At 46.1% G+C, this 26,410-nt stretch carries 24 protein-coding genes; all 24 read left to right on the top strand.

Features of this window, described 5'->3' with window-relative positions:
- The first annotated feature begins 4 nt into the window (after positions 1-4).
- Complete coding sequence (locus ASG89_RS22420; protein ID WP_057313298.1) at positions 5-742, top strand: class D sortase; 738 nt, start codon at positions 5-7, stop codon at positions 740-742.
- Between the two features lie 154 nt (positions 743-896).
- Positions 897-4,226 (top strand): collagen binding domain-containing protein, encoded by a 3,330-nt coding sequence (locus ASG89_RS22415; RefSeq protein WP_057313297.1) that lies wholly within the window; start codon positions 897-899, stop codon positions 4,224-4,226.
- Between the two features lie 212 nt (positions 4,227-4,438).
- A complete protein-coding gene (locus ASG89_RS22410; RefSeq protein ID WP_057313332.1) occupies positions 4,439-5,161 on the top strand; it encodes a vWA domain-containing protein in 723 nt (240 codons plus the stop codon).
- Positions 5,145-6,050, top strand: a complete 906-nt coding sequence (locus tag ASG89_RS22405; protein ID WP_057313296.1) for a protein kinase domain-containing protein — start codon at positions 5,145-5,147, stop codon at positions 6,048-6,050. The genes ASG89_RS22410 and ASG89_RS22405 overlap by 17 nt, the downstream gene beginning before the upstream one ends.
- A gap of 33 nt (positions 6,051-6,083) precedes the next feature.
- Complete coding sequence (tilS, locus tag ASG89_RS22400; protein WP_057313295.1) at positions 6,084-7,511, top strand: tRNA lysidine(34) synthetase TilS; 1,428 nt, start codon at positions 6,084-6,086, stop codon at positions 7,509-7,511.
- A 61-nt stretch (positions 7,512-7,572) separates the two neighbouring features.
- Positions 7,573-8,112: a hypoxanthine phosphoribosyltransferase gene (gene hpt / locus ASG89_RS22395; RefSeq protein ID WP_057313294.1), complete on the top strand. Its 540-nt coding sequence runs from the start codon at positions 7,573-7,575 to the stop codon at positions 8,110-8,112.
- Between the two features lie 97 nt (positions 8,113-8,209).
- Positions 8,210-10,171, top strand: coding sequence for an ATP-dependent zinc metalloprotease FtsH (gene ftsH / locus ASG89_RS22390; protein ID WP_057313293.1), 1,962 nt, complete (start codon positions 8,210-8,212; stop codon positions 10,169-10,171).
- A 202-nt stretch (positions 10,172-10,373) separates the two neighbouring features.
- A complete protein-coding gene (gene nadA / locus ASG89_RS22385; protein ID WP_057313292.1) occupies positions 10,374-11,312 on the top strand; it encodes a quinolinate synthase NadA in 939 nt (312 codons plus the stop codon).
- A gap of 128 nt (positions 11,313-11,440) precedes the next feature.
- Positions 11,441-13,051 (top strand): L-aspartate oxidase, encoded by a 1,611-nt coding sequence (gene nadB / locus ASG89_RS22380; protein WP_057313291.1) that lies wholly within the window; start codon positions 11,441-11,443, stop codon positions 13,049-13,051.
- Between the two features lies 1 nt (position 13,052).
- Positions 13,053-13,922, top strand: a complete 870-nt coding sequence (gene nadC / locus ASG89_RS22375; protein WP_057313290.1) for a carboxylating nicotinate-nucleotide diphosphorylase — start codon at positions 13,053-13,055, stop codon at positions 13,920-13,922.
- Positions 13,919-14,683 carry a type III pantothenate kinase gene (locus ASG89_RS22370; protein WP_057313289.1) on the top strand — a complete coding sequence of 255 codons (765 nt, stop codon included), beginning with the start codon at positions 13,919-13,921 and terminating at the stop codon, positions 14,681-14,683. The genes nadC and ASG89_RS22370 overlap by 4 nt, the downstream gene beginning before the upstream one ends.
- 23 nt (positions 14,684-14,706) lie before the next feature.
- The gene (gene hslO / locus ASG89_RS22365; RefSeq protein ID WP_057313288.1) at positions 14,707-15,582 is read left to right on the top strand and encodes an Hsp33 family molecular chaperone HslO; all 876 of its coding nucleotides are present in this window, start codon (positions 14,707-14,709) and stop codon (positions 15,580-15,582) included.
- A gap of 65 nt (positions 15,583-15,647) precedes the next feature.
- Positions 15,648-16,598, top strand: a complete 951-nt coding sequence (locus ASG89_RS22360; RefSeq protein ID WP_057313287.1) for a peptidylprolyl isomerase — start codon at positions 15,648-15,650, stop codon at positions 16,596-16,598.
- A gap of 112 nt (positions 16,599-16,710) precedes the next feature.
- Positions 16,711-17,652, top strand: coding sequence for a cysteine synthase A (gene cysK, locus ASG89_RS22355; protein WP_057313286.1), 942 nt, complete (start codon positions 16,711-16,713; stop codon positions 17,650-17,652).
- A gap of 118 nt (positions 17,653-17,770) precedes the next feature.
- Positions 17,771-19,300, top strand: coding sequence for an anthranilate synthase component I family protein (locus ASG89_RS22350; RefSeq protein ID WP_057313285.1), 1,530 nt, complete (start codon positions 17,771-17,773; stop codon positions 19,298-19,300).
- Between the two features lie 35 nt (positions 19,301-19,335).
- The gene (gene pabA / locus ASG89_RS22345) at positions 19,336-19,917 is read left to right on the top strand and encodes an aminodeoxychorismate/anthranilate synthase component II (RefSeq protein ID WP_057313284.1); all 582 of its coding nucleotides are present in this window, start codon (positions 19,336-19,338) and stop codon (positions 19,915-19,917) included.
- Positions 19,918-19,924: 7 nt separating this feature from the next.
- Complete coding sequence (pabC, locus tag ASG89_RS22340; protein WP_057313283.1) at positions 19,925-20,791, top strand: aminodeoxychorismate lyase; 867 nt, start codon at positions 19,925-19,927, stop codon at positions 20,789-20,791.
- 21 nt (positions 20,792-20,812) lie between these two features.
- Positions 20,813-21,634: a dihydropteroate synthase gene (folP, locus tag ASG89_RS22335; protein ID WP_057313282.1), complete on the top strand. Its 822-nt coding sequence runs from the start codon at positions 20,813-20,815 to the stop codon at positions 21,632-21,634.
- Between the two features lie 36 nt (positions 21,635-21,670).
- Positions 21,671-22,039, top strand: a complete 369-nt coding sequence (gene folB / locus ASG89_RS22330) for a dihydroneopterin aldolase (RefSeq protein WP_057313281.1) — start codon at positions 21,671-21,673, stop codon at positions 22,037-22,039.
- Positions 22,036-22,548, top strand: a complete 513-nt coding sequence (gene folK / locus ASG89_RS22325) for a 2-amino-4-hydroxy-6-hydroxymethyldihydropteridine diphosphokinase (RefSeq protein WP_057313280.1) — start codon at positions 22,036-22,038, stop codon at positions 22,546-22,548. The genes folB and folK overlap by 4 nt, the downstream gene beginning before the upstream one ends.
- A complete protein-coding gene (locus tag ASG89_RS22320; protein ID WP_056617884.1) occupies positions 22,530-22,742 on the top strand; it encodes a helix-turn-helix domain-containing protein in 213 nt (70 codons plus the stop codon). Before folK ends, ASG89_RS22320 begins: the two co-directional genes overlap by 19 nt.
- Positions 22,743-22,759: 17 nt before the next feature.
- The gene (gene dusB, locus ASG89_RS22315) at positions 22,760-23,776 is read left to right on the top strand and encodes a tRNA dihydrouridine synthase DusB (RefSeq protein WP_057313279.1); all 1,017 of its coding nucleotides are present in this window, start codon (positions 22,760-22,762) and stop codon (positions 23,774-23,776) included.
- Positions 23,777-23,997: 221 nt separating this feature from the next.
- A complete protein-coding gene (gene greA, locus ASG89_RS22310; RefSeq protein ID WP_056617876.1) occupies positions 23,998-24,474 on the top strand; it encodes a transcription elongation factor GreA in 477 nt (158 codons plus the stop codon).
- 87 nt (positions 24,475-24,561) lie between these two features.
- Positions 24,562-26,058, top strand: coding sequence for a lysine--tRNA ligase (gene lysS, locus ASG89_RS22305; protein WP_057313278.1), 1,497 nt, complete (start codon positions 24,562-24,564; stop codon positions 26,056-26,058).
- Positions 26,059-26,410: the final 352 nt, after the last annotated feature.

Below are 26,410 nucleotides of genomic sequence, written 5' to 3'. Positions count from 1 at the left end.
TTGAATGATCAGAAGGATGTTAGCCATATTGCTCATACTTCTGGGTGCATGCCTGTTTCTGTATCCCACGATAAATGATCGATATGAAAGTTATCAACAACATCAGATTTTGCAACAATGGCAAGAGAATATGCAGGCCATGGATCAGTTGATTGGGGAGGAAACCGAGCAACTGCGTGCCGTAGGTGTTTGGAATACGACGTCTGTCGGGGGTGATGTGATTTCCTCATCAGATGTAAATGTAATGGTTAGTGAGCCGTTGGTATCTGAATCAGCGAAACCCCCAAGCGTGAGCGACACGGCTGTGAAGGTCATGGCGACAGCGAAGCCTCCCTCCGCAAAACCTAAGAATATGGAAGGGGTTCTGAGTATTGATAAAATTGATTTGAAACTCCCCATTCTATCAGGTGCGACCATGGATAATATGAAAGTCGCAGTTGCCAGTATTGCAAATACAGGAAAAGCTGGTGCAATAGGCAATTATGCCATTGCTGGGCATCGGAATTTGACGTACGGTAAGAATTTTAATCGGTTAGATGAAGTTGTTCCTGGTGATTTGATTGAAGTAGATACAGGAAGCCAGAAATTCGTCTACAGCGTAGCAGAAAAGTTATATGTTCTACCAACGGATGTGTGGGTACTGCAGAGCAAGGGTAGTAATCGGGAAATTACGTTAATTACCTGCGATCCCATGGTAGACCCGACGCATCGTTTAATTGTGAAAGGGAAATTAGTTGAATAGTTAGAAGTTCACGTATAGAAAGGATGGAAATGACATATTTTCAAAACATGCTGTATTTTACTCTGGTTTTTATGATACAATTTGTATCATAACTCTTTAAAGCACTTTTTCGCCTAAGGAAAGGCGCATATCTGAAATGGAGGTCTAAACAAAGATGGTGAAGAAACAAACGAAGGCCATGCTGATTGCGCTCTTGATGTTTATGCAATGCCTATACGGAATTACCTTATCTAGCCAAGTGAATGCAACTGAAATATCGGGCAACATCCTAGATAGTGTCACATTAGCGGTATACGATAGTAACGGTCAAGTTGTTACGGGGAATGTGTATGATCAGAATGCCCAGGCGAAGCTGGATTACACATGGTCTTTGCCAAATGGTCATGGCTATCATAACGGAGATACATTTACTTTTACACTGCCGCAGGAGTTTGTGTTATTCAATCATGTAAGTGGTGACCTTGTCCTAGATAACAGTTCAACGGTAGGGGAATTCCATGCCGATAAGGATAGCCATCATGTGGTGATTACGTTTAACGAATTCATTGAAAGCCATGATAATTTGAAGGGAACGTTGAGTTTCCTTACGCAATTTAACAAGAGCCAAATTACAGGGACTACTGAACAAACAATCGTCATTCCTATTCGCAGCGGAGATCAAATATTTACCATAAAGTTCAGGCCTATCGTTGGTTCAACGATTAATAAATCTGGTGCTCCTGCAAGCTATAATGCGAAATCGATTAATTGGACGGTAGATGTGAACAAGAAGCTGGATACTGTACCAGATGCCGTTGTTACGGATTCGATTCCTGAGGGATTATCGGTTCCTGTGACGGTTGCCGTGTATCAATTAAACGTACAACTCAATGGGTCGGTCATTCAGGGGGCGGAATTGGATAGTGGCAGCTATTCGGTGAGTACAGTAGGTGGAGCTCTTCGCGTTCAGTTTACGAATAGTCCAATTACGTCGGCCTACCGTATTCAATATACAACACCTATTACGGATAAGCTCAAGACTTCTTTTAAGAATGAAGCCAGTTTCTTTGGGACTAATATGGATCAACCTGTTCGAGCTTCTTCAACAGTTAGTGTATCACGTGGGCAAATGCTGGTGAAGGACATGACAACGTATACGCCAATAACTCAGACCATGCAATGGGCTGTCTTGTATAACGGCGGAGAAGAGGAAATCCCGCAATCAGAGGCTGTCCTGACGGATTTATTTGATGATATTCATCGGCTGGTAGGAGATTCCTTACATGTGTATAAGGTGACATTCAATAGCGACGGTGTTGCTGCACTCGCTGGCGAAGTGCCAGCTGATAAATATACGGTTTCCTTACAAACAGAAGGGGGAAGCGCAGGCTTTAAATTGCAATTTCTTGAAGACATCTCTTCTGCGTATAAAATTATTTATGAAACGAAAGCAATAGGTCCCATATATGTGGATGGAGTTCTCACAAATACGGTTAGGACGGGAGGAAATAGCAGCGTTACGGTCCCCGAGCCCTACACGCAAGTTTGGATTGTTAAGTCGGGAGGTGATGTCAATTATCAATCGAAGAAGGTCGGGTGGAAAATCGTCATTAATGGTGACAGCCAGGCCATGGATCACGTCGTTGTGACGGATATTTTCTCTAATAAAGGGCTGCGACTGCTGCCTAACTCATTAGTAGTAAAGAAAGGTAATGTAATCCTCACAAATCCAGAAGACTACACACTAGATAGCAGTATTGATGCAGATTTTGGATTCACCCTATCCTTTACCAAGGCGATTTCTCAGCCTGTAGAAATTACTTATGATACTGCGTTCAACCTGGATGCAGCAACGCCATTAGGTCGTGCAACTGTATTTACTAATCAGGCTGCAATCGATTGGATTAGCCAAAATGAAACGCATGCGGCAAAAGTCACAGCGGAGTTCAGTCCTTCCAGCAATGTGATGAATAATGGTTTCAAAAGTGGTACATATAACGCAGAGAATAAACAACTCTCTTGGTATGTGGGGATTAACTACAATGGCAAACGTATTTCCGAAGCCAAAATTGAAGATAATTTGGAGAAGGGTCAGACCCTGATTGATAACACGTTAGTTATTCATAAAATGGTTATCGCTCCTAACGGGGCCCATTCGCGGGGTGATTTGGTGGACTCTGCACGGTACCGCTATGAGGTTACGCCTCAGAATAAACTTATCATTACATTCCTTGACCCCATTTCAGAGGCATATACGATTGATTTTAAAACAAGTTTTGAAAACCAGTTACTAACTAAACAGGTGGTGAATATAGCAAAACTATTTGATGGCATTACCCAAGTTTCTGGCAATCTTACAGCCACTGTTCCAATCCCTCATGGCGAAGAATACGTGAGCAAGAACGGATCACAGAACGGTGATAAGATCAACTGGCAGATTACCATCAACCCAGGGCAGTCCAAGATAACAGATGCGGAAATATTCGATACGCCATCTAGGAATCAAGTATTGCTTTCGGATTCTTTTCATTTGTTCAGTATGAAGGCGGCCAGTAATGGTGATTTGTCTAAGGATGTGGAATTAGTAAAGGGTACTGGCTACACCGTTGACATTCAGACCGATGCAGTAGGGAATCAGACGTTCCGTTTAAAATTCAAGAGCCTGATCTCGACAGCCTTTGTGCTGGAGTATCAGTCTGTGATTGCAGCCCGGGATCAGGAATCGGTCTCCAATGCCGTGAACTTCAGCGGGAAGCATGAGTCAACGTTCAAGGAAATAATCGTTAAAGACATTGTAGTCGGTGTATCCTCGGGTTCAGGCACAGGCAATGGCGTCCGCGGTTCCATAGAAGTAAAGAAGGTTGATGTCTCCAATAGAGAATTATTTCTACGTGGAGCAATTTATGAGCTTTATCGGAAGTCAGGCGAAACGAAGAATTTAATTCAGACGCAAACGACAAATGAAATTGGTGTAGCCATTTTCCAGGGGTTGCTAGCTGGGGACTATGTGATTAAGGAGATTACGGCTCCTACTGGGTATGCGCTAGACGGAAGTGAGCATCCAATCACACTACAATCGGCAGAGAATAAGAAGGTGACGTATACGAACGCGAGGACGTCAACACCGCCGCCATCATCGACGTCAACGCCGCCACCATCATCGACATCAACACCGCCGCCATCATCGACATCAACACCGCCGCCATCATCGACATCAACGCCGCCACCATCGACGACACCAACACCACCGCCATCGACGACACCAACACCAACACCAAGTATTACTCCGAGTCCGTCAATCACACCGACTCCTAAGCCTACACCACCGGTTGGGACGGTTCCGTCACCTAAACCTTCTGATCATGGTGCAGTGACTCCTCCCGCTGCTGAGCCTGCAACATTGCCGGTAACGGGTGAGTCTAGTCATCTCTATGTCAAGCTTGCTGGACTTACGTTCATACTAGTTGGCTTGATGGTAGGAAGGAAAGTTCGGAGGAGACGCTAGCTAACTTAAAGCGATTAAACAGCGCTGCGAATAAGCGGGGGGATGCCTCCTGCTTATTTGGTTTCTTAACGGACGCAATTTAGAATAAAGTCGAGTAAATACCTCCCTCAATCCCTGCCTGCAAGATGATTAGACACTCTCATAAATGGAAAAACTAGGAGATGAAACTGCTAGAGAGCGAATCTTATCGGCCAGGGAGGCAGAAGATCATGATGAAACAAATTTTATTAATTACAGATGGTTGTTCCAATGTTGGCGTAAGCCCCGTGATAGCAGCGGCACAAGCGCAAGCAGAGGGTGTTGCTGTGAATGTCATTGGTGTGATTGATCATGGGGAGTTAGGCGTGCTTGGCTCAGAAGAGATTCGAGAGATTGCAGCAGCAGGCGGTGGCATGAGTCGGATTGTTAATTCCGAACAGCTGTCGCATACGGTGCAAATGATGACCCGGAAAACGGTGAATGCAACCATCCAGCATGCTGTGGGCAAAGAACTGCAAAGTATATTGGGGATTTCACAATTAGAGCAATTGCCACCGGAGAAGCGAGCTGAAGTCGTGCAAGTTATTGATAATATGAGTGAAACCACGTCTCTACGTGTTGCCCTTTTAATAGATGCAAGCGCTAGTATGAAGCCGAAGCTTGCCGCTGTGCGTGAAGCGATTCATGATCTTTTGCTTAGTTTAAGAGCTCGGAGCGGCGTGAGTGAACTTGCTGTTTTTCATTTCCCATCTACCAAATCAAGTGATCAGGAACTAGAAATGGATCATGGTTGGACGAATCAGCTTGCAAATGTCGACAAGATGTTCTATAAAATAAACATGAAGGGTACGACACCAACCGGTCCAGCGCTGCTGCAAACGTTGCAGTTCGTGACAGAAAAGCCTTTCTCACCAAAGACGACTGAGGAAGGGATGCTGAGTGACTACGTGGTATGATGAAGCCTTTCGCCCAGGGGCAGCAATTAAGGGGAAGTGGAACGGCCATGTGTATGTGGTCGAACGCTTATTAGGTGCAGGTTCCAATGGTATTGTTGCTCTAGTACGAAGGGGAAACGCTAGATTTGCGCTCAAAGCTGGATATGAAACGGTCGACCATCAATCAGAGATCAATTCCTTGCTTGCTATTTCGTTGAAAGAGAATTCATTTAAGAACTTTTTGATTGATTCGGATGATATGATTATTCAGGGTAAGGGGATTTCCTTCTATGTCATGCGATATATCGAGGGCGTAACCTTATCTGAATTTATACATAAGCGCAGTCAAGATTGGATCTATGTGATAGGGACGAACCTATTGCGGAAGCTCACTGAAATCCACAAGAGTGGGTATGTATTTGGAGACTTGAAGGCCGAAAATATGATTGTATCTAACTATGGTGATGTGGACCTTATCGATTTCGGAGGCGTATCACCCAAGGGCCGAGCGATTAAGCAATTAACAGAAGTCTACGACCGCGGGTTTTGGAATATGGGGGAGCGGGTTGCGGAGGAAAGTTACGATCTATTCTCATTTGCCATTTTACTATTAAAAACATTAGATCACCGCAAACGCTTCGCTGGCTTTATCAAAACACTCCCTCAAAACCGGGAGTTGGATCAACTGACGTCCATTATGCGGGAAAATCCAGTTGCTGCGCAGTTGGCACCTTTTCTGAATAAAGCTTTACGCGGCGAGTTTAGTACGTCGGAAGAAGCAATTGTGGAATGGAAAAAGCTGATTGCAGGTAAGAAGGTTGCGCAGACGAAGTTGAAAATGCCATGGCTTAAACTATGCTTTGCTACATCTATTTTTATTTTTGGTGCAACGATTTATATGTTTTGGTAGAGCGGGGTAAGAAAAGGCCGAAAGGAATGCGAGATGGAAACGGATCTTGTTGCCAGAGTGGAACGACGAATTGCAGAAGAAAAGCTTGCAGATATGGGAGATGTAATTGTCGTCGCGGTTTCAGGGGGACCTGATTCAGTGGCGCTGTTACATGTCCTTTTTGGTCTTGCGGACAATCGTCAGTGGACGATCGTTGTTGCGCATGTGAATCATCAATTCAGGGGTATGGAATCGGATGCGGAGGCAGATTTTGTTGCTGAGCTTGCAGCGGGGATGGGGCTTCCTTGTGAAATTGCTGTCATCGATGTTCCTGCTTATATAGAGGAAGCTTCTTTAAATGGGCAAGCGGCAGCGCGTGAGAAAAGGTATGCATTTCTCCATCAAGTTGCTGACCAGTACGGAGCACAACGGATCGCGTTGGCCCATCATGCCGATGACCAAGCCGAAACGATGTTGATGCGAATCCTACGTGGGACAGGCCCTTCAGGGCTCGTTGGCATGCCGGAACGCAGGCGCGAAAAAAAAGTGGAACTGATTCGTCCTTTTTTACGTATATACAAATCAGATATTGTGAATTATTGCGCTCAGCATGAAATTGCCTATTGTAAGGACAGCAGCAATGAGCTGCGGAAGTATTTCCGCAATCGGATTCGGCTAGATCTTATGCCGATGTTGAAACAGTATAATGAACAACTTCCAGAGTCACTCAATCGATTGACGGATGTGATGCAAGCTGAGAATGATTATTTGGACGGGGAAACCGATAAGGTTTTTCGCCGAATTGTGACATTTCAGCCGGGCATTGGCCGCTTAGATCGGCGTGATTTCGCTGAGCTTCACGTTGCTTTACAAAGGCGTTTGATTAAATTAATATTAAACTGTCTTTGTTTGGAAAGGGAACGGCTGGTATTTACACGAATTGAGCGTGTGCGTGAGTTAATTGTGAAAGATCAGATGTCGAATCAAGTTCTCCAAGTGGATGAACAGATTTATATTGTGAGAGAATATGGATCTATTCAATTTCAGACCTTTGCGCCAGATCCTAAGCCTTATGCTTATGAGATCGGGTTAGCATCGAATGAGCTGGACCTGCCGGACATGAACGCCAAATTGATCTACTCATGGATGCCTTCGAGCTCGTATGAGAAAGCTGCTTCATCACCAGACCATAATGGCGACGTATTTTTGGATGTAGACCAAGTAGAATTGCCTCTTTTTTTGAGAAGCCGCAGATCGGGAGACCGATTGGAACCACTTGGTTTAAACGGGTCCAAAAAAGTAAAGGATATGTTCATTGATGCCAAAATTCCGCCAACTCGGCGTGAGGTCATCCCACTACTGGTCGATGCATCTGGACGGATTCTCTGGATTGCTGGATTTCGTAGGTCCAAACACGCTTTGGTCGGATCAGACACAGAACGTGTGCTTCATATGAAGCTAGTGCTGCAGGAACATACGTAAATTTCGTTCTTCTAGAATGTAAATTTATAAGGATTCATAATATAATCTAGGGGGTTCATCCTTGTACAGCGACATTCAAGAAGTACTTTACAGTGAAGAACAAATTCAAGGCAAGATTAAAGAATTAGGGGAATTGCTTTCCACTGATTACGAAGGTAAGAATCCATTGGTTATTTGTGTGCTGAAGGGCGCTTTTATTTTCATGGCGGATCTTGTAAAGCAAATTAAAGTACCTTTGGAAATTGATTTTATGGCGGTATCCAGCTACGGTCAATCCACGAAATCCTCTGGCGTTGTTAAGATTATCAAAGATCTTGATGTACCCGTGGAAGGACGTCATATCCTGATCGTGGAAGATATTATCGATAGTGGCTTAACGCTAAGTTATCTGATAGATGTGCTAGAACGTCGCAACGCTAAGACAATTTCGGTTGTTGCGCTGTTTAATAAACCGGCACGCAGAACGGTAGAGCTTGAACCTGATTATGCGGGTTATGCACTGCCAGATGAGTTCGTTGTCGGATATGGTCTGGATTATGCAGAGAAGTATCGTAACCTTCCATTTATCGGCATATTGAAACCAGAGATCTATTCGAGCTAGTGTCATGTTCCGCAGGCGCAGTAGGACAGTAATGTTGTAGCGCTTTACCGGAATGTGGTAAAATAATAATTGTGTGCCGTTTGAGAGGAGGCTCGTTATGAATCGAATTATCCGGAATACCGGCTTTTATTTGCTTATATTTTTGGTTACCGTGGGGATCGTTCATTTCATCAGTACCCAGAATGAACAGAAGGAGTTAATCACTTACGATAAATTCCGACAAGCAGTAGTAAACAAAAATGTAGAGTCCGTTGTATTAAAGTTTGATGGGTATACCTATTCGATTAAGGGTAAGTATATTAACCCGCCTAATGGTGCTGATAAGAAGAGCTTCGAAACACATGCTCCTTACGAGCCGTTAGTCGTACAAATGATTGAAGCGAACGGCGTACCTTCGGAAGAGTACGGACCGATGGAACGCGATAGCGTTTGGATTAGCTTTCTTACGTCCATTATTCCATTCGTCATTATCTTCATTTTGTTCTTCTTCTTATTGAATCAAGCGCAAGGCGGCGGCGGTAAAGTGATGAACTTCGGCAAGAGCCGTGCGCGCCTATATAACGAGGAGAAGAAACGTGTCACATTTGAAGATGTGGCAGGTGCGGATGAAGAGAAGCAAGAATTGATCGAGGTTGTCGAGTTCCTTAAGGATCCTCGCAAATTCGCAGCAGTTGGCGCTAGAATTCCTAAAGGGGTTCTATTGAATGGCCCTCCAGGAACAGGTAAGACACTACTGGCTCGTGCAGTTGCCGGTGAAGCAGGCGTTCCTTTCTTCAGTATCTCCGGTTCTGATTTCGTTGAGATGTTCGTCGGTGTCGGCGCATCGCGTGTTCGTGACTTGTTCGAGAATGCGAAGAAGAATTCACCTTGTATTATCTTTATCGATGAAATCGATGCGGTTGGTCGTCAACGTGGCGCTGGTTTAGGCGGCGGACATGATGAGCGTGAGCAAACACTCAACCAATTGCTAGTTGAAATGGACGGATTTGGCGCGAACGAAGGGATTATCATCGTAGCTGCAACGAACCGACCTGATATTCTAGACCCTGCCTTATTGCGTCCAGGCCGTTTCGACCGTCAAATCACGGTAGATCGTCCGGATATCAAAGGCCGTGAAGCTGTATTGAAAGTTCATGCGCGTAACAAACCGCTTGCTAAAGATGTTAAGCTAGATTCACTTTCACGTTATACAACAGGTTTTACAGGTGCTGATCTTGAGAACTTGTTGAATGAAGCAGCTTTGATTGCAGCTCGTCGTAATCGTAAAGATATTTCGATGGCAGAAATTGAAGAAGCATTTGACCGTATTATTGTAGGTACACAGAAGAAAAGCCGTATCATCTCCGAAGCTGAGAAACGTATCGTAGCGTACCATGAAGCGGGTCATGCGATTATCGGTTACCATGCGGAGAATGCGGACATGGTTCATAAGGTTACGATCGTACCTCGTGGACGCGCTGGCGGATATGTGATGATGCTGCCTAAAGAAGGCGAAGATCGCATGATGCAAACGAAGAACGAGCTTCTGGATAAAGTAACTGGACTCCTGGGTGGCCGTGTTTCCGAAGAATTGTTCATCGGAGAAATTGGCACAGGCGCATACAGCGACTTCCAGAAAGCAACGGGAATCGTTCGTCGCATGATTATGGAATACGGAATGAGCGATAAGCTTGGACCGATGCAGTTCGGCAGCTCCCAAGGTCAAGTATTTTTGGGCCGCGACATCGGACACGAGCAGAATTATAGTGATGCGATTGCTTACGAAATCGATCAGGAAATGCAGAGCTTTATTCGTACGTGCTACGAACGTGCACGCACGATTCTTACCGAACATGCAGATCAGATCCACCTCGTTGCCAAAACATTGCTAGAGAAAGAAACGTTGGATAAAGACGAAATCATCGAACTCTTGGAACAAGGCAAGCTTAACGCTAGCACCGATGAGGAAGATGTTAAGGTTACTATTCAAGGTCAAAGCCAAGCTAGCGAAAGCAATAAGCTGGAGTTTGACAAAGACAAAGAAGATAAAGAGATTAAACCGGATCAAACAGAAGAGTAAGTTGCAATGCGAACTCGGAAATCCGTTGTACACATCCAGTGTGCGCGGAATTCCGAGTTTTTTCAATGTATTTGCGCATTGACAGGCGATAGGAGAATGTGTAAATTAGTTGTAAATCTCTAATTTTATTGCTTTTAGATCATACTACTTTTAGATAGACGATTGAGACGATTCTTACGTCCCAGATAGGGGAGGAAGCACCATGGAAGCCTTAGCATTAGAGCGTAAAGCGGAGCAAAACCGCGAGCTCAAAGAACGACTGTTGCAATTGAAGAAAGAACGGAATGCCATTATTCTTGCTCATTATTATCAGCGTGACGAAGTTCAAGAGGTAGCGGATTTTCGAGGAGATTCCTTTTTGCTTGCTCAGAAGGCGGCACAAACCGATGCAGATGTCATCGTATTCTGTGGTGTTCATTTCATGGGGGAAAGTGCGAAGATTCTTGCGCCCAATAAAACCGTAATTATTCCAGATGAACGGGCTGGTTGCCCGATGGCAGATATGGTGAATGTAGAAGGTCTGCGGGCCCTTAAACGCCAGCATCCGAATGCCAAGGTCGTTGCTTATATTAATACTTCGGCTGATGTGAAGTCCGAAACCGATATTTGTTGTACTTCCGCGAATGCGATCAATGTTATCAATTCCGTCGATTCAGATGAGGTTATCTGGGTACCGGATAAAAATTTAGGTGACTATGTATCAAAATTCACAAGCAAAAAAGTGATCATCTGGGAAGGCTACTGCAACACGCATGATATGCTGACTGTTAAAGATGTGGAAGAAATGAGAGCGCAATATCCGAATGCACAATTCGTTGTTCATCCTGAATGTCGCCCAGAAGTGGTGAAGCTTGGGGACTTTGTGGGTAGCACGACTGCGATTATTAAATATTGCAAAGAGTCCGACTGCCAGGAGTTTATCGTAGGGACCGAAGATGGAACTGGTTATCAGTTGCGTCTAGATAGCCCTAATAAGAAATTTCATTTTGCAACGAAGTACTTGGTTTGCCCTAATATGAAAGTGAACAATTTGAAGAAAATCGTGAAATGTCTTGAGACGATGCAACCAGAGATCTATGTACCGGAAGACGTAGCAGATAAAGCAAGATTGTCCTTGGAGCGCATGTTACAAGTTAAGTAGCATGCGCTACTCTCTTGTCTTGAATAGGTGCCCTCGTGAAGCAAGGCTAGTTTCGTCCAATGAGCGAATTTGGGGACAAGCTAACGTTGCTTTACGAGGTATTAATGGTGAAGAACAGGTGAACTGTCATGATTCCTAGATATCTCGTAGATGTTGATTTAGATTCTATTCCTCATATACATACGGATGTAATTGTTATTGGTGCGGGTATAGCAGGGTTATTCGCGGCGCTTCGCGCTAGTGAGAATAAGAAAGTGCTTATGATTACGAAGAAATCTCTCCTGGATAGCAACACCCGCTATGCGCAAGGCGGAATTGCAGCTGTAATCTCAGACGAAGATTCACCGGAATATCATCGTCAGGATACTGTGATTGCAGGTGCAGGGCTTTGTTCGACAGAGGCTGTTGATGTTCTTGTGCATGAAGGGCCTGAAGGCGTTCAGGATTTGATTCGAATGGGAACCCAGTTCGATCTAGAGAACGGGGAATTTGCTTTGACGAAGGAAGGAGCACATAGTCAGCGTCGAATATTGCACTCTAATGGCGATGCAACGGGTGCGGAAATCGTCAGAGCTCTTTCGGAGCGTACGAAGCAAGATCCGAATATTGAACTCTGGGACGACCACTTCGTGATCGACCTGATTACCCAAGACGGCGAATGTTACGGCGCGCTTGTGCAGAAGCCTAACGGACAGCGTGTGTTTGTGCGCGGCAACGCCACAATCCTTTGCTCCGGTGGCGCGGGACAGCTGTTCCGTTACACAACGAATCCAGACATCGCTACAGGTGATGGGATTGCGATTGCCCACCGAGCTGGCGCGCAAATTCAGGATGTGGAATTCATTCAATTCCACCCAACAGCGCTATGCTATCCAGGCGCACCGCGGTTTCTGATCTCTGAAGCGGTGCGGGGAGAAGGCGCCTATTTGCGCAACATCAAGGGAGAGCGCTTCATGGAGCGCTATCATCCACAATTGGAGCTAGCGCCAAGGGATGTTGTTGCACGTGCCATTGTTGACGAGATGGAGAGCTGTAAATCAACGTTTGTCTACATAGACATTACACACGAATCAGAAGAATTGATTAAACATCGCTTCCCAACGATATATGAATATTGCCTGAATTATGGGCTCGATATGAGCACCGATTGGATCCCAGTTGCCCCAGCAGCGCATTATATGATGGGTGGCGTAAAAACTGATCTATACGGAGAAACCCAGGTTCGTCGCCTATTTGCATGTGGCGAAGTTTCATCTACAGGTGTACACGGCGCTAACCGTTTAGCGAGCAACTCGTTATCGGAAGCCATCGTTTTCGGACGTCGAATTATTGAACGAATTCAAGAGTTACCTGCCCTTCAAGGGGATATCCAAATCCGTTCAGCTTCTGAAGCTCCTCGGACGGAGATACCGAATCAAGCCGTTGTAGAGAAGAAGTTGAAGCTTCAGAAGGTCATGCTCCGCTACGCAGGTCTCAAACGCTCGGCCAAAGGCTTGCAAAAGGGTTATGAGGAATTAGCGAGACAATTGTCGATCTTTGATTCTTTGATGACGAAGCGCGAAGAGTATGAGTTTGCTAATTTGCTTAACGTAGCCCTTTTAACAACGACAGCAGCATTAACCCGTGAGGAAAGTCGCGGTGGTCACTATCGAGAAGATTTCCCTGATCGGGATGACTTGGTATGGAGGAAGCATATAGTTTTCCAGCGCGGGGAAGATAGGATTGAGGAGTGGATCTAGTATGTTAGAAATAAATATGGAATTAGTTCGGAAGCAAATTCGCCTTTGGCTTGAAGAAGATATCGGCACTGGCGATGTCACGACTCTGACAACAATCCCTTTGGAACAAGTATCCAAAGGGATTATCCACGTCAAAGAAGATGGAATTGTTTGTGGGCTTCGCATCGCACAGGAGGTTTTTGCTGTGATCGATGCTTCTCTTCGTTTTGAAACAAAAGTGGTTGAAGGATCGTCTGTTAATAAAGGGACCATACTAGCTGAAGTGGAAGGCAATACACGAAGCATCCTTTTGGGCGAGCGGTTAAGTCTGAATTTGATGCAACGATTGTCGGGGATCGCCACGAAGACACATGAATTTGTGGTTGCTTTAGAAGGCTTGCCTACTAGACTGGTTGACACACGCAAAACAACGCCTGGACACAGATTGCTTGAGAAGTATGCGGTACGCGTTGGTGGTGGGTACAATCATCGTTTCGGTCTTTATGATGCGGTTATGATCAAAGATAATCATATCAAAGGCTCTGGTGGCATTACTCAAGCGATTCAAGCAGCTCGTCAGAACATTCCCCATACGATGAAGATCGAGGTGGAAGTTGAGAATTTCGAGCAACTTCATGAAGCGCTCCAAGCGGGTGCGGATATCATCATGTTGGACAATATGGCTCCAGTTCAAATGAAAGAAGCAGTTTCGATAATTAAAAGCAAAGCGCCGCATATTGTAGTAGAAGGGTCAGGTTCGGTCACACCGCAAACGATTAAAGCAATGGCAGAAACGGGTGTAGACGTGATTTCTGTTGGACGACTGACGTACTCGGTTACAGCGCTCGATATTTCACTAGATTTGAATGCGCGGAAGGGGACGGCACTATGATTCTCGTTATCGATGTCGGGAATACAAACATTGTGCTCGGCCTCTACCAAGAACGTACGCTCTTGCATCATTGGCGGGTAAGCACGAATCGGTCGGCTACCGTAGATGAGTATGGCATGCAGCTGCATAGTTTGTTCCAACACTCGGGTATTTCCTTTGCACAAGTAGAGGGTGTCATTATTTCATCAGTCGTGCCCCCGTTGATGAATGCGATGGAAAACCTTTGCTTACACTACTTGAAAAGAGCCCCGTTTATCGTAGGCCCAGGGATCAAAACAGGATTGAACGTCCGTGTGGACAATCCGAAGGAAGTTGGCGCTGATCGCATCGTGAATGCGGTAGCGGCATTGGAGCTATATGGAGCTCCGTGTATTATCGTCGATTTCGGCACAGCGACAACTTACGATTACATCGATTCCTCAGGACAGCTAGTGGGATGCGCCATTGCTCCTGGCATTGGGATCTCCACCGAGGCACTGTATCAGAAAGCAGCGAAGTTGCCCCGCATTGAGCTGGTTAAGCCGAAAAGCGTTGTCGGTCGGAATACCGTTGCAGCGATGCAAGCCGGAATTATTTATGGGTATGTCGGCCAGGTTGATGGGATCGTCGGACGGGTCATTCAAGAGTTTAATGTAAATCCTACAGTTATCGCTACGGGTGGATTGGCTGAGCTTATTTCCAGTGAGTCACGGACGATTGGAGTCGTCAACCCCTTGCTTACTTTACAAGGATTACAAATGATTTATGAGAAAAATGTTTAGGCTGCTTAAGGAAGGACATGGACATGACTGATTATTTAATTCGAGGAACAGCGCTAGATGGACGCGTACGCGCGTTCGCTGTTCAGACGACTCTTCTTACGGAAGAGTTAAGTCAAAGGCATCAAACGACACCAACAGCAACAGCTGCTTTAGGAAGAACAGCCGCGGCGGCGCTTCTTATTGCTGCTATGCTCAAGGGAGAGGAACATCTCATTGTGCAAGTCAAAGGGGATGGCCCGATCGGCCAAATCGTGGTTGATGCGAATGCGAAGGGTGAAGTACGGGGATACGTAGATAATCCTTTGGTAGATCCGCCGCTCAAAGAGAATGGCAAATTAGATGTTGCTGCTGCCGTGGGCACAGACGGTTTTTTATACATAACGAAAGATCTAGGCATGAAAGAACCGTACAAAGGAAGCGTTCCTTTAATTTCAGGTGAGTTGGCAGAAGATTTTACGTACTATTTTGCTATGTCTGAACAAACACCTTCGGCTGTCGCACTTGGCGTTTTGGTGAATAAGGACCATACGATCCTTGCTTCTGGGGGATTTGTGATTCAGCTGCTTCCAGGTTTAACGAATAGTGAAATTGATGAGATTGAAGCGATGTTAGCTCAAATCCCAACGTTCACGAACATGTTAGGCGGAGGATTGAATTTAGAAGAAATTTTACAAACCATACTCCCCTCCTTCCGTAAGCTTGACGAGATGGACGTCATGTTCCGCTGCAAATGCAGTCGGGAGAAAGTGGAGTCTACACTGATTTCGCTGGGCAAAAAAGAACTTCAAGAAATGCTGGAAGAAGAGGGAGTTGCCGAAGTCGTTTGTCATTTCTGTAATGAAGCTTACCGGTATGAAGGAGACGATTTACAACGGATGATTGATCGGCAAACATGGTAATCTGCTTGATTTAGCTAGTGAACACAGGTGCAAGCAGCAATATGGAAGTAAAAGAGGGAAATAGGATGCGCAATGTAAAGCGATTGTGGGGAGTCATCATCGCGATGGCGATATGTATTCTCGTGCTTGCATCCTTGCTGATCAGTCATGCCATCAACCAATCAGAACCAAGACAATCACCGCAGCCAGAACAGCAGGGTGAGAAGGAGCATACACGAGTTATCGCCAAAATTGGGAATCGTGAAATTACCATGGATGAGCTAGAATCAGCGCTCGCACGCCATTATGGCCCAGAGCAGCTAAGTCAAATGCTGGATCGCGAAGTAATTCGCCTAGAGGGAAATGAGTCGGGGATTAAGGTAGAGAGTGCGGAAATCAATCGTGAGCTGAAAAGGATGCAGCAAGGGTACGAAAGTGAAGGGCAATTTTATGACTCCATGCAAAGTCAACTGGGAATGTCTGAGCAGGAAATCCGAGAAGATGTATCGAATAAGTTGTTACTTGAGAAACTAGCCACGGCACCCATTCACATCACAGATACTCAGGTTGATACATACATAAAGACCCATGCAGATGAGTTTGAACAAGAAACGGAATACAACATTGGGCAGATCATTGTATCCACGAAGGAACAAGCAACGAAAGTCATTGCGGAACTAGCCAAAGGGGAGAGTTTCGGGATCCTTGCCAGAGATCGATCCATTGATGATGCCACCAATAACAATGGTGGTGATTTGGGTTGGATTGAAGGGGATGATCCTTTTGTGGAGGCTCCGATCTTGGAGACAGCGAAATTACTGAAGGTTGGCGAAGTCAGTAAGCCCATCCCTGTTTTGCAAGGATTTGCCGTCGTATTACTCAAAAGTAGACGGGACAAAAAGAACCCGGATCTAGTGTTCATTCGGGAGAATGTACGCATGGAGCTCGCGTTGCAACAAGCCCCTCCATTGAAAGAGTTTGTCGCGCAGCTACGTGGCAAATGGAAGGTGAGTGTGTTGGATCCATCGCTCCGATAAGGGATTGTGAGAAATTGATTGACAACCTGTGAGTGCATTGTTAAGATTAGTATAATTAATACCGACTAATTAACTCGGAAATCATTCAAACTTAATCTGGAGGGGAAATATTATGGCAAGATTAGTACAGAGCATTACGGATTTGATTGGAGATACACCACTAGTTCGTTTGAACCGTGTTGTACCAGAAGGCAGTGCAGAGGTTTATGTGAAACTAGAGTACCAAAATCCTGGTGCAAGTGTGAAAGACCGTATTGCCATCTCCATGATCGAAGTTGCTGAGCAAGAAGGCAAATTAAAGCCAGGTGACACAATTGTAGAACCGACGAGTGGTAACACTGGAATCGGTATTGCTTTGGTGGCAGCAGCTAAAGGATACAAAGCAATTCTAGTTATGCCAGAAACAATGTCATTGGAGAGACGTAACCTGCTTCGCGCTTACGGTGCACAGCTCGTTCTAACTCCTGGAGCAGAAGGTATGAAGGGTGCCATTAAACGTGCGGAAGAGCTTCAAGCGGAGAATCCTTCCTACTTCATTCCACAACAATTTAAGAACCAAGCGAACGTGAAAGTTCACCGCGAAACAACAGGACCAGAAATCGTGGAAGCGATCAACGCTCATGACGGTAAACTGGATGCTTTCATCTCCGGTATCGGTACAGGTGGAACAATCACAGGTGCGGGTGGCGTTTTGAAAGAAAACTTCCCGAACATCAAAATTTATGCAATTGAACCTTCGGCATCTCCAGTTCTTTCTGGTGGTAAGCCAGGTCCTCATAAAATTCAAGGTATTGGCGCAGGCTTTGTTCCAGATATTTTGAATACGAATGTGTACGATGAAATTATTACGGTTGAGAACGAAGATGCGTTCGAAACGTCACGTCGTGTTGCCAAAGAAGAAGGTATTCTTGGCGGAATTTCCTCCGGTGCAGCGATTTTCGCAGCATTGAAGGTTGCTAAAGAGCTAGGCGCTGGCAAACGTGTAGTTGCTGTAATTCCAAGTAACGGTGAGCGTTACCTTTCCACGCCGTTGTACCAATTCGAAGAGCAATAAGATTGAATCGTATGCCAAAGAGATCAAGCCTTCAGCTATTGCAGCTGGGGCTTTTTTTCTGTATAGGGTTGGAGTATACTAATGGACAACGAATTAACGGATTTTAAGGAGCGCAAGTATGATCTTAACTACAGTGGAACAATGGCAGGAGTGGTCTTCTAGCTACAACATGCTGCCGTATATAATTAAATTAGGCTTAGCCGATGATCGGATGGCCTCGTGGGAAGACGCATGGAAAGAAGCTTCACCAGACTCCTTCGTACTTGAAAGCGGAAAAGGCGGACGATATACGCACTTTGGGTTGCATCCTTTTTCGACAGTGCGGGGGACAGGCTTGGAAGCGGAAATCAAAGGTCACACGAACTCAAAGATATCACACCTGCAGGGTAAGCCACTCGACATCGTCAAGCAGTGGATGTCCGCTTATCGTAGCCCGAAAGTCCAAGGTGCGCCCAAATTTGTCGGCGGCTGCGTAGGCTACTGGAGCTACGATGTGATTCGCACCATTGAGAAACTGCCAGAGCAAGCGCAGAATGATCTGCCGATCCCTGATTATAGCTTCGCTATGTATGATCAGGTATGGACGTTGGATCACACGGAGAAGAGTCTCTTTATCGCTGTGCATATGCCTGTCGCCAAGGGCGCAGACCTCAGCGAGCTCTACGCGCAGGCGCACGCTCGCGCCGAAGCCATGCTCGTCCGCTGGCACGCGATCCGCGCAGGCAACTGGTCCGGCACACCGCTGAGCGGTGCCGACCAACCCGCGATGGCACACGAGCAGCTGCACATCGACGTCGAAAGCATCGCAGGCATCCAGCCTGCCTTCGACAAAGCCGCTTACATGGCTGCGGTGGAGCGCATCCAAGCCTACATCTCCCAAGGTGACGTGTTCCAAGTCAACTTGTCGGTTAGACAGAGCCGGCAGCTGCGCACGACGCCGGAGGAGATTTACGAAGCGCTGCGCATCGTAAATCCTTCGCCGTACATGGGCTTGCTGCGCTTCGCGGGCTTCGCCCTTGTCTCTGGCTCGCCGGAACTGCTCGTGCAGCTCGAGGACGGCATCCTGCGGACGCGCCCGATCGCGGGCACGCGCCCTCGCGGCAAGGACGCACAGGATGATCTGCGCCTAGCCGGCGAGCTCATCCACAACGACAAAGAGCGCGCTGAGCATGTCATGCTGGTCGATCTCGAGCGCAACGACCTGGGCCGCATCTCGCGATATGGCTCCGTCCATGTGAAAGACTTCATGGTCATCGAGTACTATTCCCATGTGATGCATATCGTCTCCGAAGTCGTCGGAGAATTGGCCGAGGGCAAGGATGCCTATGATGTCATTGCGGCGACCTTCCCTGGTGGTACCATTACAGGCGCTCCGAAGATTCGCTGCATGGAAATCATTGAAGAACTAGAGCCCGTACGTCGTGGTCCTTACACAGGATCAATGGGATGGATTGACTATAATGGCAATATGGAATTTAATATTATTATACGCACGTTAGTGGCGGTTGATGGGATGGGGCATATTCAAGCAGGGGCTGGGATCGTCATAGATTCCATACCAGAGCGTGAGTACATCGAATCCTTGAATAAAGCCAAAGCAATGTGGAAAGCAATTGAATATAGTGAGCGGAGCATGAGCCGAGCTTAGGGCCTGAGAGGGCTGAGACGAAAGGGGAGCTTAGAATGATTTTAGTGATTGATAATTATGATTCGTTTACGTACAACCTTGTTCAGTATTTGGGAGAGATTGGCGAGGAAGTCATCGTTCGTCGCAATGACGAAATCGATTTGGCAGGTGTCGAAGCGTTAGCGCCTGACCATATTTTAATATCTCCAGGTCCTTGCACGCCGAATGAAGCTGGAATTAGCTTATCACTGATTGACCATTTTAAAGGGATTATCCCGATTTTCGGCGTTTGCCTCGGACATCAATCCATTGGCCAAGCTTTCGGTGGCGATGTGATTCGCGCAGAGCGCTTGATGCACGGTAAAACCTCGGAGATTTTCCACGACGGGAAAACTTTATTTGAAGGGCTTCCGTCACCTTTCATTGCAACACGTTATCATTCTCTAATCGTTAAAACGGAAACCTTGCCCGATTGCCTAGAAATCAGCGCACAAACGGCTGAAGGAGAAATCATGGCTTTGCGTCATAAAGAGTATCCGATCGAAGGGGTGCAATTCCACCCAGAATCGATCATCACCCAGCATGGTCATCAAATACTGCGTAATTTTCTTCGCCGCACAGCGAAGTCAGGGGTTTAACTAACGTATGATCATCTCTATCAATGGTATCTTAACCGAAGAAACACAAGCCGTGGTCTCTGTATACGATCACGGTTTTCTTTACGGGATTGGCTTGTTCGAGACGTTTCGAACCTACAGTCGCAAGCCATACTTACTTGCTGAACATATCCGTCGCTTAACGGATGGATGCCAAGAGCTTGGCATCGTCTATGAGCCCAACCTAGAGAACCTGACACGCCTCATCCAAGATCTGCTCCAAGCTAACCATCTTGAAGAGGCGTATATCCGCTATACCGTTTCTGCGGGCGTCGAGGCATTAGGTCTTCCTTCCGGCGATTATACGAAGCCATCGGAAATCATCTACATCAAGCCTTTGCCTCCGAGGGATGAAAGAACCTACCTTCATGGCAAAGCATTGCAGCTACTGAAGCTGCCACGTAACACACCGGAAGGCTTATATCGGTTTAAGTCTTTTCATTATATGAACAACATTTTGGCTCGAAGAGAGCTTGGGCAGTATGCATGGGCTGCTGGGGCGGAAGGCCTTATGCTATCGGAAGATGGCTATGTGGCGGAAGGGATCGTCAGCAACCTCTTTTTCGTCAAAAATAACTTCCTCTACACCCCATCGCTCGATACGGGCATCTTGCCGGGCATTACTAGAGCGCATGTGATTAATCTCGCACAGCAGCTTCAGCTTCCTACACAGGACGGTTTGTACCGTTGGGAGGATCTCGTAGATGCAGAAGAAGTATTTCTCGTGAATTCGATCCAAGAAATCGTTCCCGTCACCACGCTTTACACACCGAGTGGACAAGCTTATACCGTAGGCATGGGTTCTCGGGGGCCGATAACGGAACAGTTGAGCCAACACTACGCTTTATCACTGTAATGAACAGGAAGTGAACCTTAAATGAATGTGTTATCCTGTAGAGGACACGAACTGCCCATTGGTGATCGCACGATCATTATGGGCATATTAAACGTAACGCCAGACTCCTTTTCGGATGGCGGCAGCTACCAACATGTCGAAGACGCGGTTCGCAAAGCCCGCCAAATGGTTGCGGAAGGCGCAGACATCATCGATATTGGCGGAGAATCCACACGACCGGGTGCTGCGATTGTAACCGTAGATGAGGAACTACATCGTGTCATCCCTGTCGTTGAGGCGATTCGCCGTGAAATTAGCATCCCGATTTCCATAGATACCTACAAAGCCGAAGTAGCTAGACAAGCCCTGGAGGCAGGGGCCCACATCATCAATGATGTTTGGGGTGGTCAAGCGGATGCCGCCATGGCAGCCGTAGTGGCGCGATATGATTGTCCCTTCATTATCACCCATAATCGGATAAGCTCAGAATATGTCGAATTTCTCCCGGAAGTCATTTGGGATCTCCAGCGCTATACAGACCAGGCACTTCATGCAGGTGTTAAGCCAGAACATATCATTCTCGATCCTGGTATCGGGTTTGCCAAATCCTACGAGCAAAATCTCTATCTCATGAACAACCTGCGCCCGATCGCAGATCTGGGGTATCCGGTTCTTTTGGGCACATCCCGCAAAAGCGTCATCGGGATTACCCTAGGGTTGCCTCCCGAAGAGCGTCTCGAAGGAACGGCAGCAACTGTCGTACTTGGCATCGCGCAAGGGTGCGGAATCGTTAGAGTCCACGATGTTCAAGCTATCAAACGGTTAGCCCTTATGACGGATGCTATGCTGCGCAGTAAACTGTAAAGCTCACTCTTTATTTCAACCCTGGAGGCTTCCCCTATGGATAAAATCATTCTTTCCCGCATGCAATTTTTTGGCAATCACGGTGTGTTCCCTGAAGAAAATACGTTGGGCCAACGCTTCTACGTTGATGTAGAGCTAATGCTTCCTTTAGATAAAGCTGGAAAGACCGATGACTTGACGGAAACGGTTCATTATGGCGAAGCTTTTTTCCTGATCAAAGAGATCGTAGAAGGGCGTACGTACAAATTAATCGAGGCATTAGCAGAAAATATTGCATCCGAGCTCCTGCATACTTATACTAGTATCAATGAAGTGACGGTTCGCGTCATTAAGCCGCATCCGCCCTTCGCCGTTATTTTTGACGGTGTTACCATAGAGATCAACCGAAAGCGGGCATTGGAATGACAGCCGAAGATCGAGAACGCACAATTGCTTATGTTGCATTAGGCTCCAATATTGATAAGCGCGAACATTATTTGCAGGGTGCAATCGCAGCGCTGGATGAGGAATCGGGGATAACGGTGACGGGGCAGTCCAGCATCTATGAAACCGAGCCTGTTGGCTATGTGGATCAATCTGCTTTTCTAAATATGGTAATTCAAATTCATACGGACTTATCGCCTGAAGCGTTACTGACTACCTTGCTAGCCATCGAGAATCGTTTGGGTCGGACGCGTGATTTACGTTGGGGCCCCCGAACAATTGACTTGGATTTACTCTTGTATGGTGAACATCAGCATTCGACCCCCGACTTGATCATTCCGCATCCGCGGATGCATGAGCGGGCTTTTGTATTAGTGCCCCTCTCTGAGGTTCTCTACGCGCGGCAGGACGCTCTGTTTGAATCTATCTCTGCACACTTGGAGAAACTGGAAGGAAAGGAAGGCGTCATCCTATGGAAAAAAGCTCAATAGCACAGCGCATTCGCGCTTTTCGTAAGTTAAAAGGGTATACGCAGAGTGAATTGGCCGATTTGTTAGGCGTATCCATTGCCATTTTAGGGGCAATTGAACGTGGAACGCGCAAGCCAGATAACAAAATGATTCATAATATCTCGCAAGTTCTTAACATAGAACCCGAGGAATTAGTCGCAGTAGTTGTGAAATGAGAGGAGTGGAATCTTCGGTGCTGAAAATAGGAAATGTCGAAGCTCCCAATAAAGTTGTGTTAGCCCCGATGGCGGGTGTATGTAATCCTGCCTTTAGATTAATCGCCAAAGAGTTTGGTACAGGCTTAGTCTGTGCGGAGATGGTTAGTGATAAAGCGATTGTTCATGGTAATGCACGCTCATTGGAAATGTTATATGTGGATGATCGTGAAAAGCCATTGAGTCTTCAGATTTTTGGAGGCGACACGGAGACGTTGGTTCAAGCGGCTAGAATTGTTGACCAACATACGAACGCCGATATTATTGATATCAACATGGGGTGCCCTGTTCCCAAAATCACGAAATGTGATGCAGGCGCTAGATGGTTGCTCCAACCAGATAAAATCGAAGCTATGATTGCGACAGTTGTTGCCGCTGTAAGTAAACCGGTTACGGTGAAGATGCGTATTGGTTGGGATTCGGAACATATTTATGCTGTCGAAAATGCAAAAGCTGTCGAAAGAGGCGGCGGAAGCGCCGTTAGTGTTCATGGACGTACGCGTGAGCAACTGTACACGGGCAAAGCCGATTGGGATATTATCCGCGAGGTGAAGCAAGCTCTTTCCATACCAGTTATTGGTAACGGAGATGTTGTCACACCGGAGGACGCGAAGCGCATGCTGGATCAAACAGGTGTGGATGGTGTTATGATTGGTCGTGGTGCCTTAGGCAACCCTTGGATGTTGTATCGTACTGTGCAATACCTAGCCAATGGTGAACTCCCGCCGGAACCGTCGGCAGAAGAGAAAATCCGCATCGCGATTTTGCATATGGATCGTTTAATTGCCCTTAAAGGCGAGCATGTTGCCGTGAAGGAAATGCGTAAACACATGGCTTGGTACCTCAAGGGGATGACAGGAGCAGCCCGTGTGAAAGACGTCATTATGGAGACCGAGAAGCGGGATGAAATGGTTCGTACATTGGACGCCTATGTCGAACATCTTGCGACGAGTTCCGTGTCTGGGACAGCCGAAGAATCAGCTGTGCTGCATTAAAAAGAAGCAGCAATGGTTGACATTGACATTTTGAAACCGTTGCAATATAATCAGTCAATATTAATGTGTTCCTGCATATATTGAAAGACTAACGAGTAAGCAACTTATTATGAAACGTGAATTCATACTACTTGAATCAGCTCTATAAAGACCTAACTCCTAGCAGGAAGCATCGATTCAACGATATGAAAATCTTTCACATGACGGGAGATCAGTTGGCAATGGCTGAAAAAGAGGTCATTCTTACACCAGTAGGGCTACGGAAATTAGAGGATGAGCTTGAGCATCTGAAATCCGTGAAACGCCGTGAAGTCGCGGAAAGAATTAAGGTTGCCATCGGTTATGGCGATATTAGTGAGAACTCCGAGTACGAAGATGCGAAGAATGAGCAAGCCTTTATTGAAGGAAGAATCATTACTTTAGAAAAAATGCTGCGCAATGCGCGGATTATTAATAACGATGATGTCGATATTAACACAGTTAGTGTTGGATCGATTGTTACGCTGAAAGACTTGGAATATGGTGACTTGGTAGAATACAACATTGTAGGTTCGGCTGAATCCGATCCGTTGCAGAATAAGATTTCTAATGAAAGCCCTGTGGGTAGAGCTATTCTAGGCAAGCAAAAGGGCACCAACGTTGATGTTGTAGTACCTGCTGGCGTCATTCAGTATCAAATTATTGATATTAAAAAGTAGCGTGCAGCCGCAAGCCTTTTGGAAAGCTTCCCTCAGGAAGCTTTTTTCCGTTAACAGCCCTAAACTAATTCGTAGGAGATGAAAAGCATGAGTCAGGAACTAGAATTGAATGAATTGCTCGTTATTAGGCGCAACAAGTTGGACGAGCTTCGCGGTCTTGGTGTCGATCCATTCGGCGGCAAGTTTGTAAGAACGCATGCGGCAGGGGATATTCTTGCGGCTTATCAAGAGATGAGCAAAGAAGAGTTGGATGAAGCGAACGTAGAGGTTCGAATTGCAGGGCGTATCATGCAGAAGAGAAGTATGGGTAAAGCTAGCTTCGCGCATTTGCAAGACATCACAGGGAAAATTCAAATCTATGTGCGTGAAGATGCGCTAGAGGCAAATATATATAAAGCTTTTGATATTCTCGATCTAGGCGATATGGTAGGGGTGGAAGGTGTTGTTTTCAAAACGAAAACAGGCGAAACCTCTATTAAAGTGAAATCACTTGAGGTATTGACGAAATCTTTACTTCCATTACCGGATAAATTCCATGGTCTTAGTGATGTTGAGCTTCGCTACCGTCAACGTTATGTGGATCTTATTATGAATCAGGATGTTCAGAAGACGTTTATTCTTCGTTCCAAAATCATTCAATCCATGCGCCGTTATTTAGATTCTTTGGGCTATTTGGAAGTGGAGACACCTACGCTGCATTCTATCGCTGGCGGCGCGTCTGCACGTCCTTTCAATACGCATCACAATGCGTTGGATATGCAGCTTCATATGCGTATTGCGATCGAGCTACACTTGAAGCGTCTCATTGTAGGCGGATTGGAGAAAGTGTACGAAATTGGTCGTGTATACCGCAATGAGGGGATCTCTACGCGTCATAATCCAGAGTTCACGATGATCGAGTTGTATGAGGCGTATGCCGACTACAAAGATATCATGAAGCTTACAGAGGAGCTTGTTGCTCATATCGCGCAAGAGGTGCTTGGACAGACGACAATTCCTTATGGCGATCATGAGGTTGATTTAGCTGTAGGTTGGAGACGTGTCTCCATGGTTGATGCGATTAAAGAAGTCACGGGTGTAGACTTTAGCGTTCATATGACGAATGAGCAAGCTCACGGATTGGCCAAAGAACATAAGGTTTCTGTTGAGCCGCATATGACGTTTGGTCACATCGTGAACCAATTCTTCGAAACGTTTGTTGAAGAGACGTTGATTCAGCCTACGTTCATCTATGGACATCCATTAGAGATTTCTCCGCTTGCCAAAAAGAACCCCGAGGATCCGCGGTTTACGGATCGCTTTGAGCTCTTTATCGTGGCACGTGAGCACGCGAATGCTTTTACAGAGCTTAATGATCCTATCGATCAAAGAGAGCGATTTGAGGCGCAGCTGCGCGAAAAAGATCTGGGCAACGACGAAGCGCATGAAATGGATGAAGACTTCATTCGTGCACTTGAGTACGGAATGCCGCCAACAGGTGGGTTAGGTATAGGTATTGACCGTTTGGTTATGCTATTGACGAATGCACCATCGATCCGTGATGTCTTATTATTCCCGTTGATGCGTGAACGCCAAGGCGAGTAATTCCTTCGTTTAGAGGCGCCATTCGGTGCCTCTAATTTTTTTGAAATTAGGACTTGCAAAGTATATATGGTCTGTGGTATCTTATAAAAGTTGCCGCTGAGGACAACACGAGAAACACAGAAACACAACAAAAAACAACTCGAAATTAAGAGTTGCAAATAAAAACTCAGTGTGGTATATTGGTCTTCCGGCTTTCGAAAGAGAGCGGGTAGGACAAGAGTCGTTTGATCTTTGAAAACTGAACAACGAGTGAGTAAGCACAGTCGAGTAATCGACTATAAAAGAGATTGCAAAATCTCGCTAGCTTCAAATGAGCATTTCAGCTTTTCTATTATGGAGAGTTTGATCCTGG

The sequence above is a fragment of the Paenibacillus sp. Soil766 genome, from assembly GCF_001428105.1.
Classification (GTDB): Bacteria; Bacillota; Bacilli; order Paenibacillales; family NBRC-103111; genus Paenibacillus_E.
The sequence above is the reverse complement of the archived record's forward strand: the minus strand, read 5'-3'. Positions and strand labels throughout refer to the sequence as shown.

Bases quoted from the DNA above. Each gene is read 5' to 3' on its own strand.
- ASG89_RS22420 (WP_057313298.1), top strand. From the start codon at position 5: ATGATCAGAAGGATGTTAGCCATATTGCTCATACTTCTGGGTGCATGC.
- ASG89_RS22415 (WP_057313297.1), top strand. From the start codon at position 897: ATGGTGAAGAAACAAACGAAGGCCATGCTGATTGCGCTCTTGATGTTT.
- ASG89_RS22410 (WP_057313332.1), top strand. From the start codon at position 4,439: ATGAAACAAATTTTATTAATTACAGATGGTTGTTCCAATGTTGGCGTA.
- tilS (WP_057313295.1), top strand. From the start codon at position 6,084: ATGGAAACGGATCTTGTTGCCAGAGTGGAACGACGAATTGCAGAAGAA.
- ftsH (WP_057313293.1), top strand. From the start codon at position 8,210: ATGAATCGAATTATCCGGAATACCGGCTTTTATTTGCTTATATTTTTG.
- nadA (WP_057313292.1), top strand. From the start codon at position 10,374: ATGGAAGCCTTAGCATTAGAGCGTAAAGCGGAGCAAAACCGCGAGCTC.
- nadB (WP_057313291.1), top strand. From the start codon at position 11,441: ATGATTCCTAGATATCTCGTAGATGTTGATTTAGATTCTATTCCTCAT.
- nadC (WP_057313290.1), top strand. From the start codon at position 13,053: ATGTTAGAAATAAATATGGAATTAGTTCGGAAGCAAATTCGCCTTTGG.
- ASG89_RS22370 (WP_057313289.1), top strand. From the start codon at position 13,919: ATGATTCTCGTTATCGATGTCGGGAATACAAACATTGTGCTCGGCCTC.
- hslO (WP_057313288.1), top strand. From the start codon at position 14,707: ATGACTGATTATTTAATTCGAGGAACAGCGCTAGATGGACGCGTACGC.
- ASG89_RS22360 (WP_057313287.1), top strand. From the start codon at position 15,648: ATGCGCAATGTAAAGCGATTGTGGGGAGTCATCATCGCGATGGCGATA.
- cysK (WP_057313286.1), top strand. From the start codon at position 16,711: ATGGCAAGATTAGTACAGAGCATTACGGATTTGATTGGAGATACACCA.
- ASG89_RS22350 (WP_057313285.1), top strand. From the start codon at position 17,771: ATGATCTTAACTACAGTGGAACAATGGCAGGAGTGGTCTTCTAGCTAC.
- pabA (WP_057313284.1), top strand. From the start codon at position 19,336: ATGATTTTAGTGATTGATAATTATGATTCGTTTACGTACAACCTTGTT.
- pabC (WP_057313283.1), top strand. From the start codon at position 19,925: ATGATCATCTCTATCAATGGTATCTTAACCGAAGAAACACAAGCCGTG.
- folP (WP_057313282.1), top strand. From the start codon at position 20,813: ATGAATGTGTTATCCTGTAGAGGACACGAACTGCCCATTGGTGATCGC.
- folB (WP_057313281.1), top strand. From the start codon at position 21,671: ATGGATAAAATCATTCTTTCCCGCATGCAATTTTTTGGCAATCACGGT.
- folK (WP_057313280.1), top strand. From the start codon at position 22,036: ATGACAGCCGAAGATCGAGAACGCACAATTGCTTATGTTGCATTAGGC.
- ASG89_RS22320 (WP_056617884.1), top strand. From the start codon at position 22,530: ATGGAAAAAAGCTCAATAGCACAGCGCATTCGCGCTTTTCGTAAGTTA.
- greA (WP_056617876.1), top strand. From the start codon at position 23,998: ATGGCTGAAAAAGAGGTCATTCTTACACCAGTAGGGCTACGGAAATTA.
- lysS (WP_057313278.1), top strand. From the start codon at position 24,562: ATGAGTCAGGAACTAGAATTGAATGAATTGCTCGTTATTAGGCGCAAC.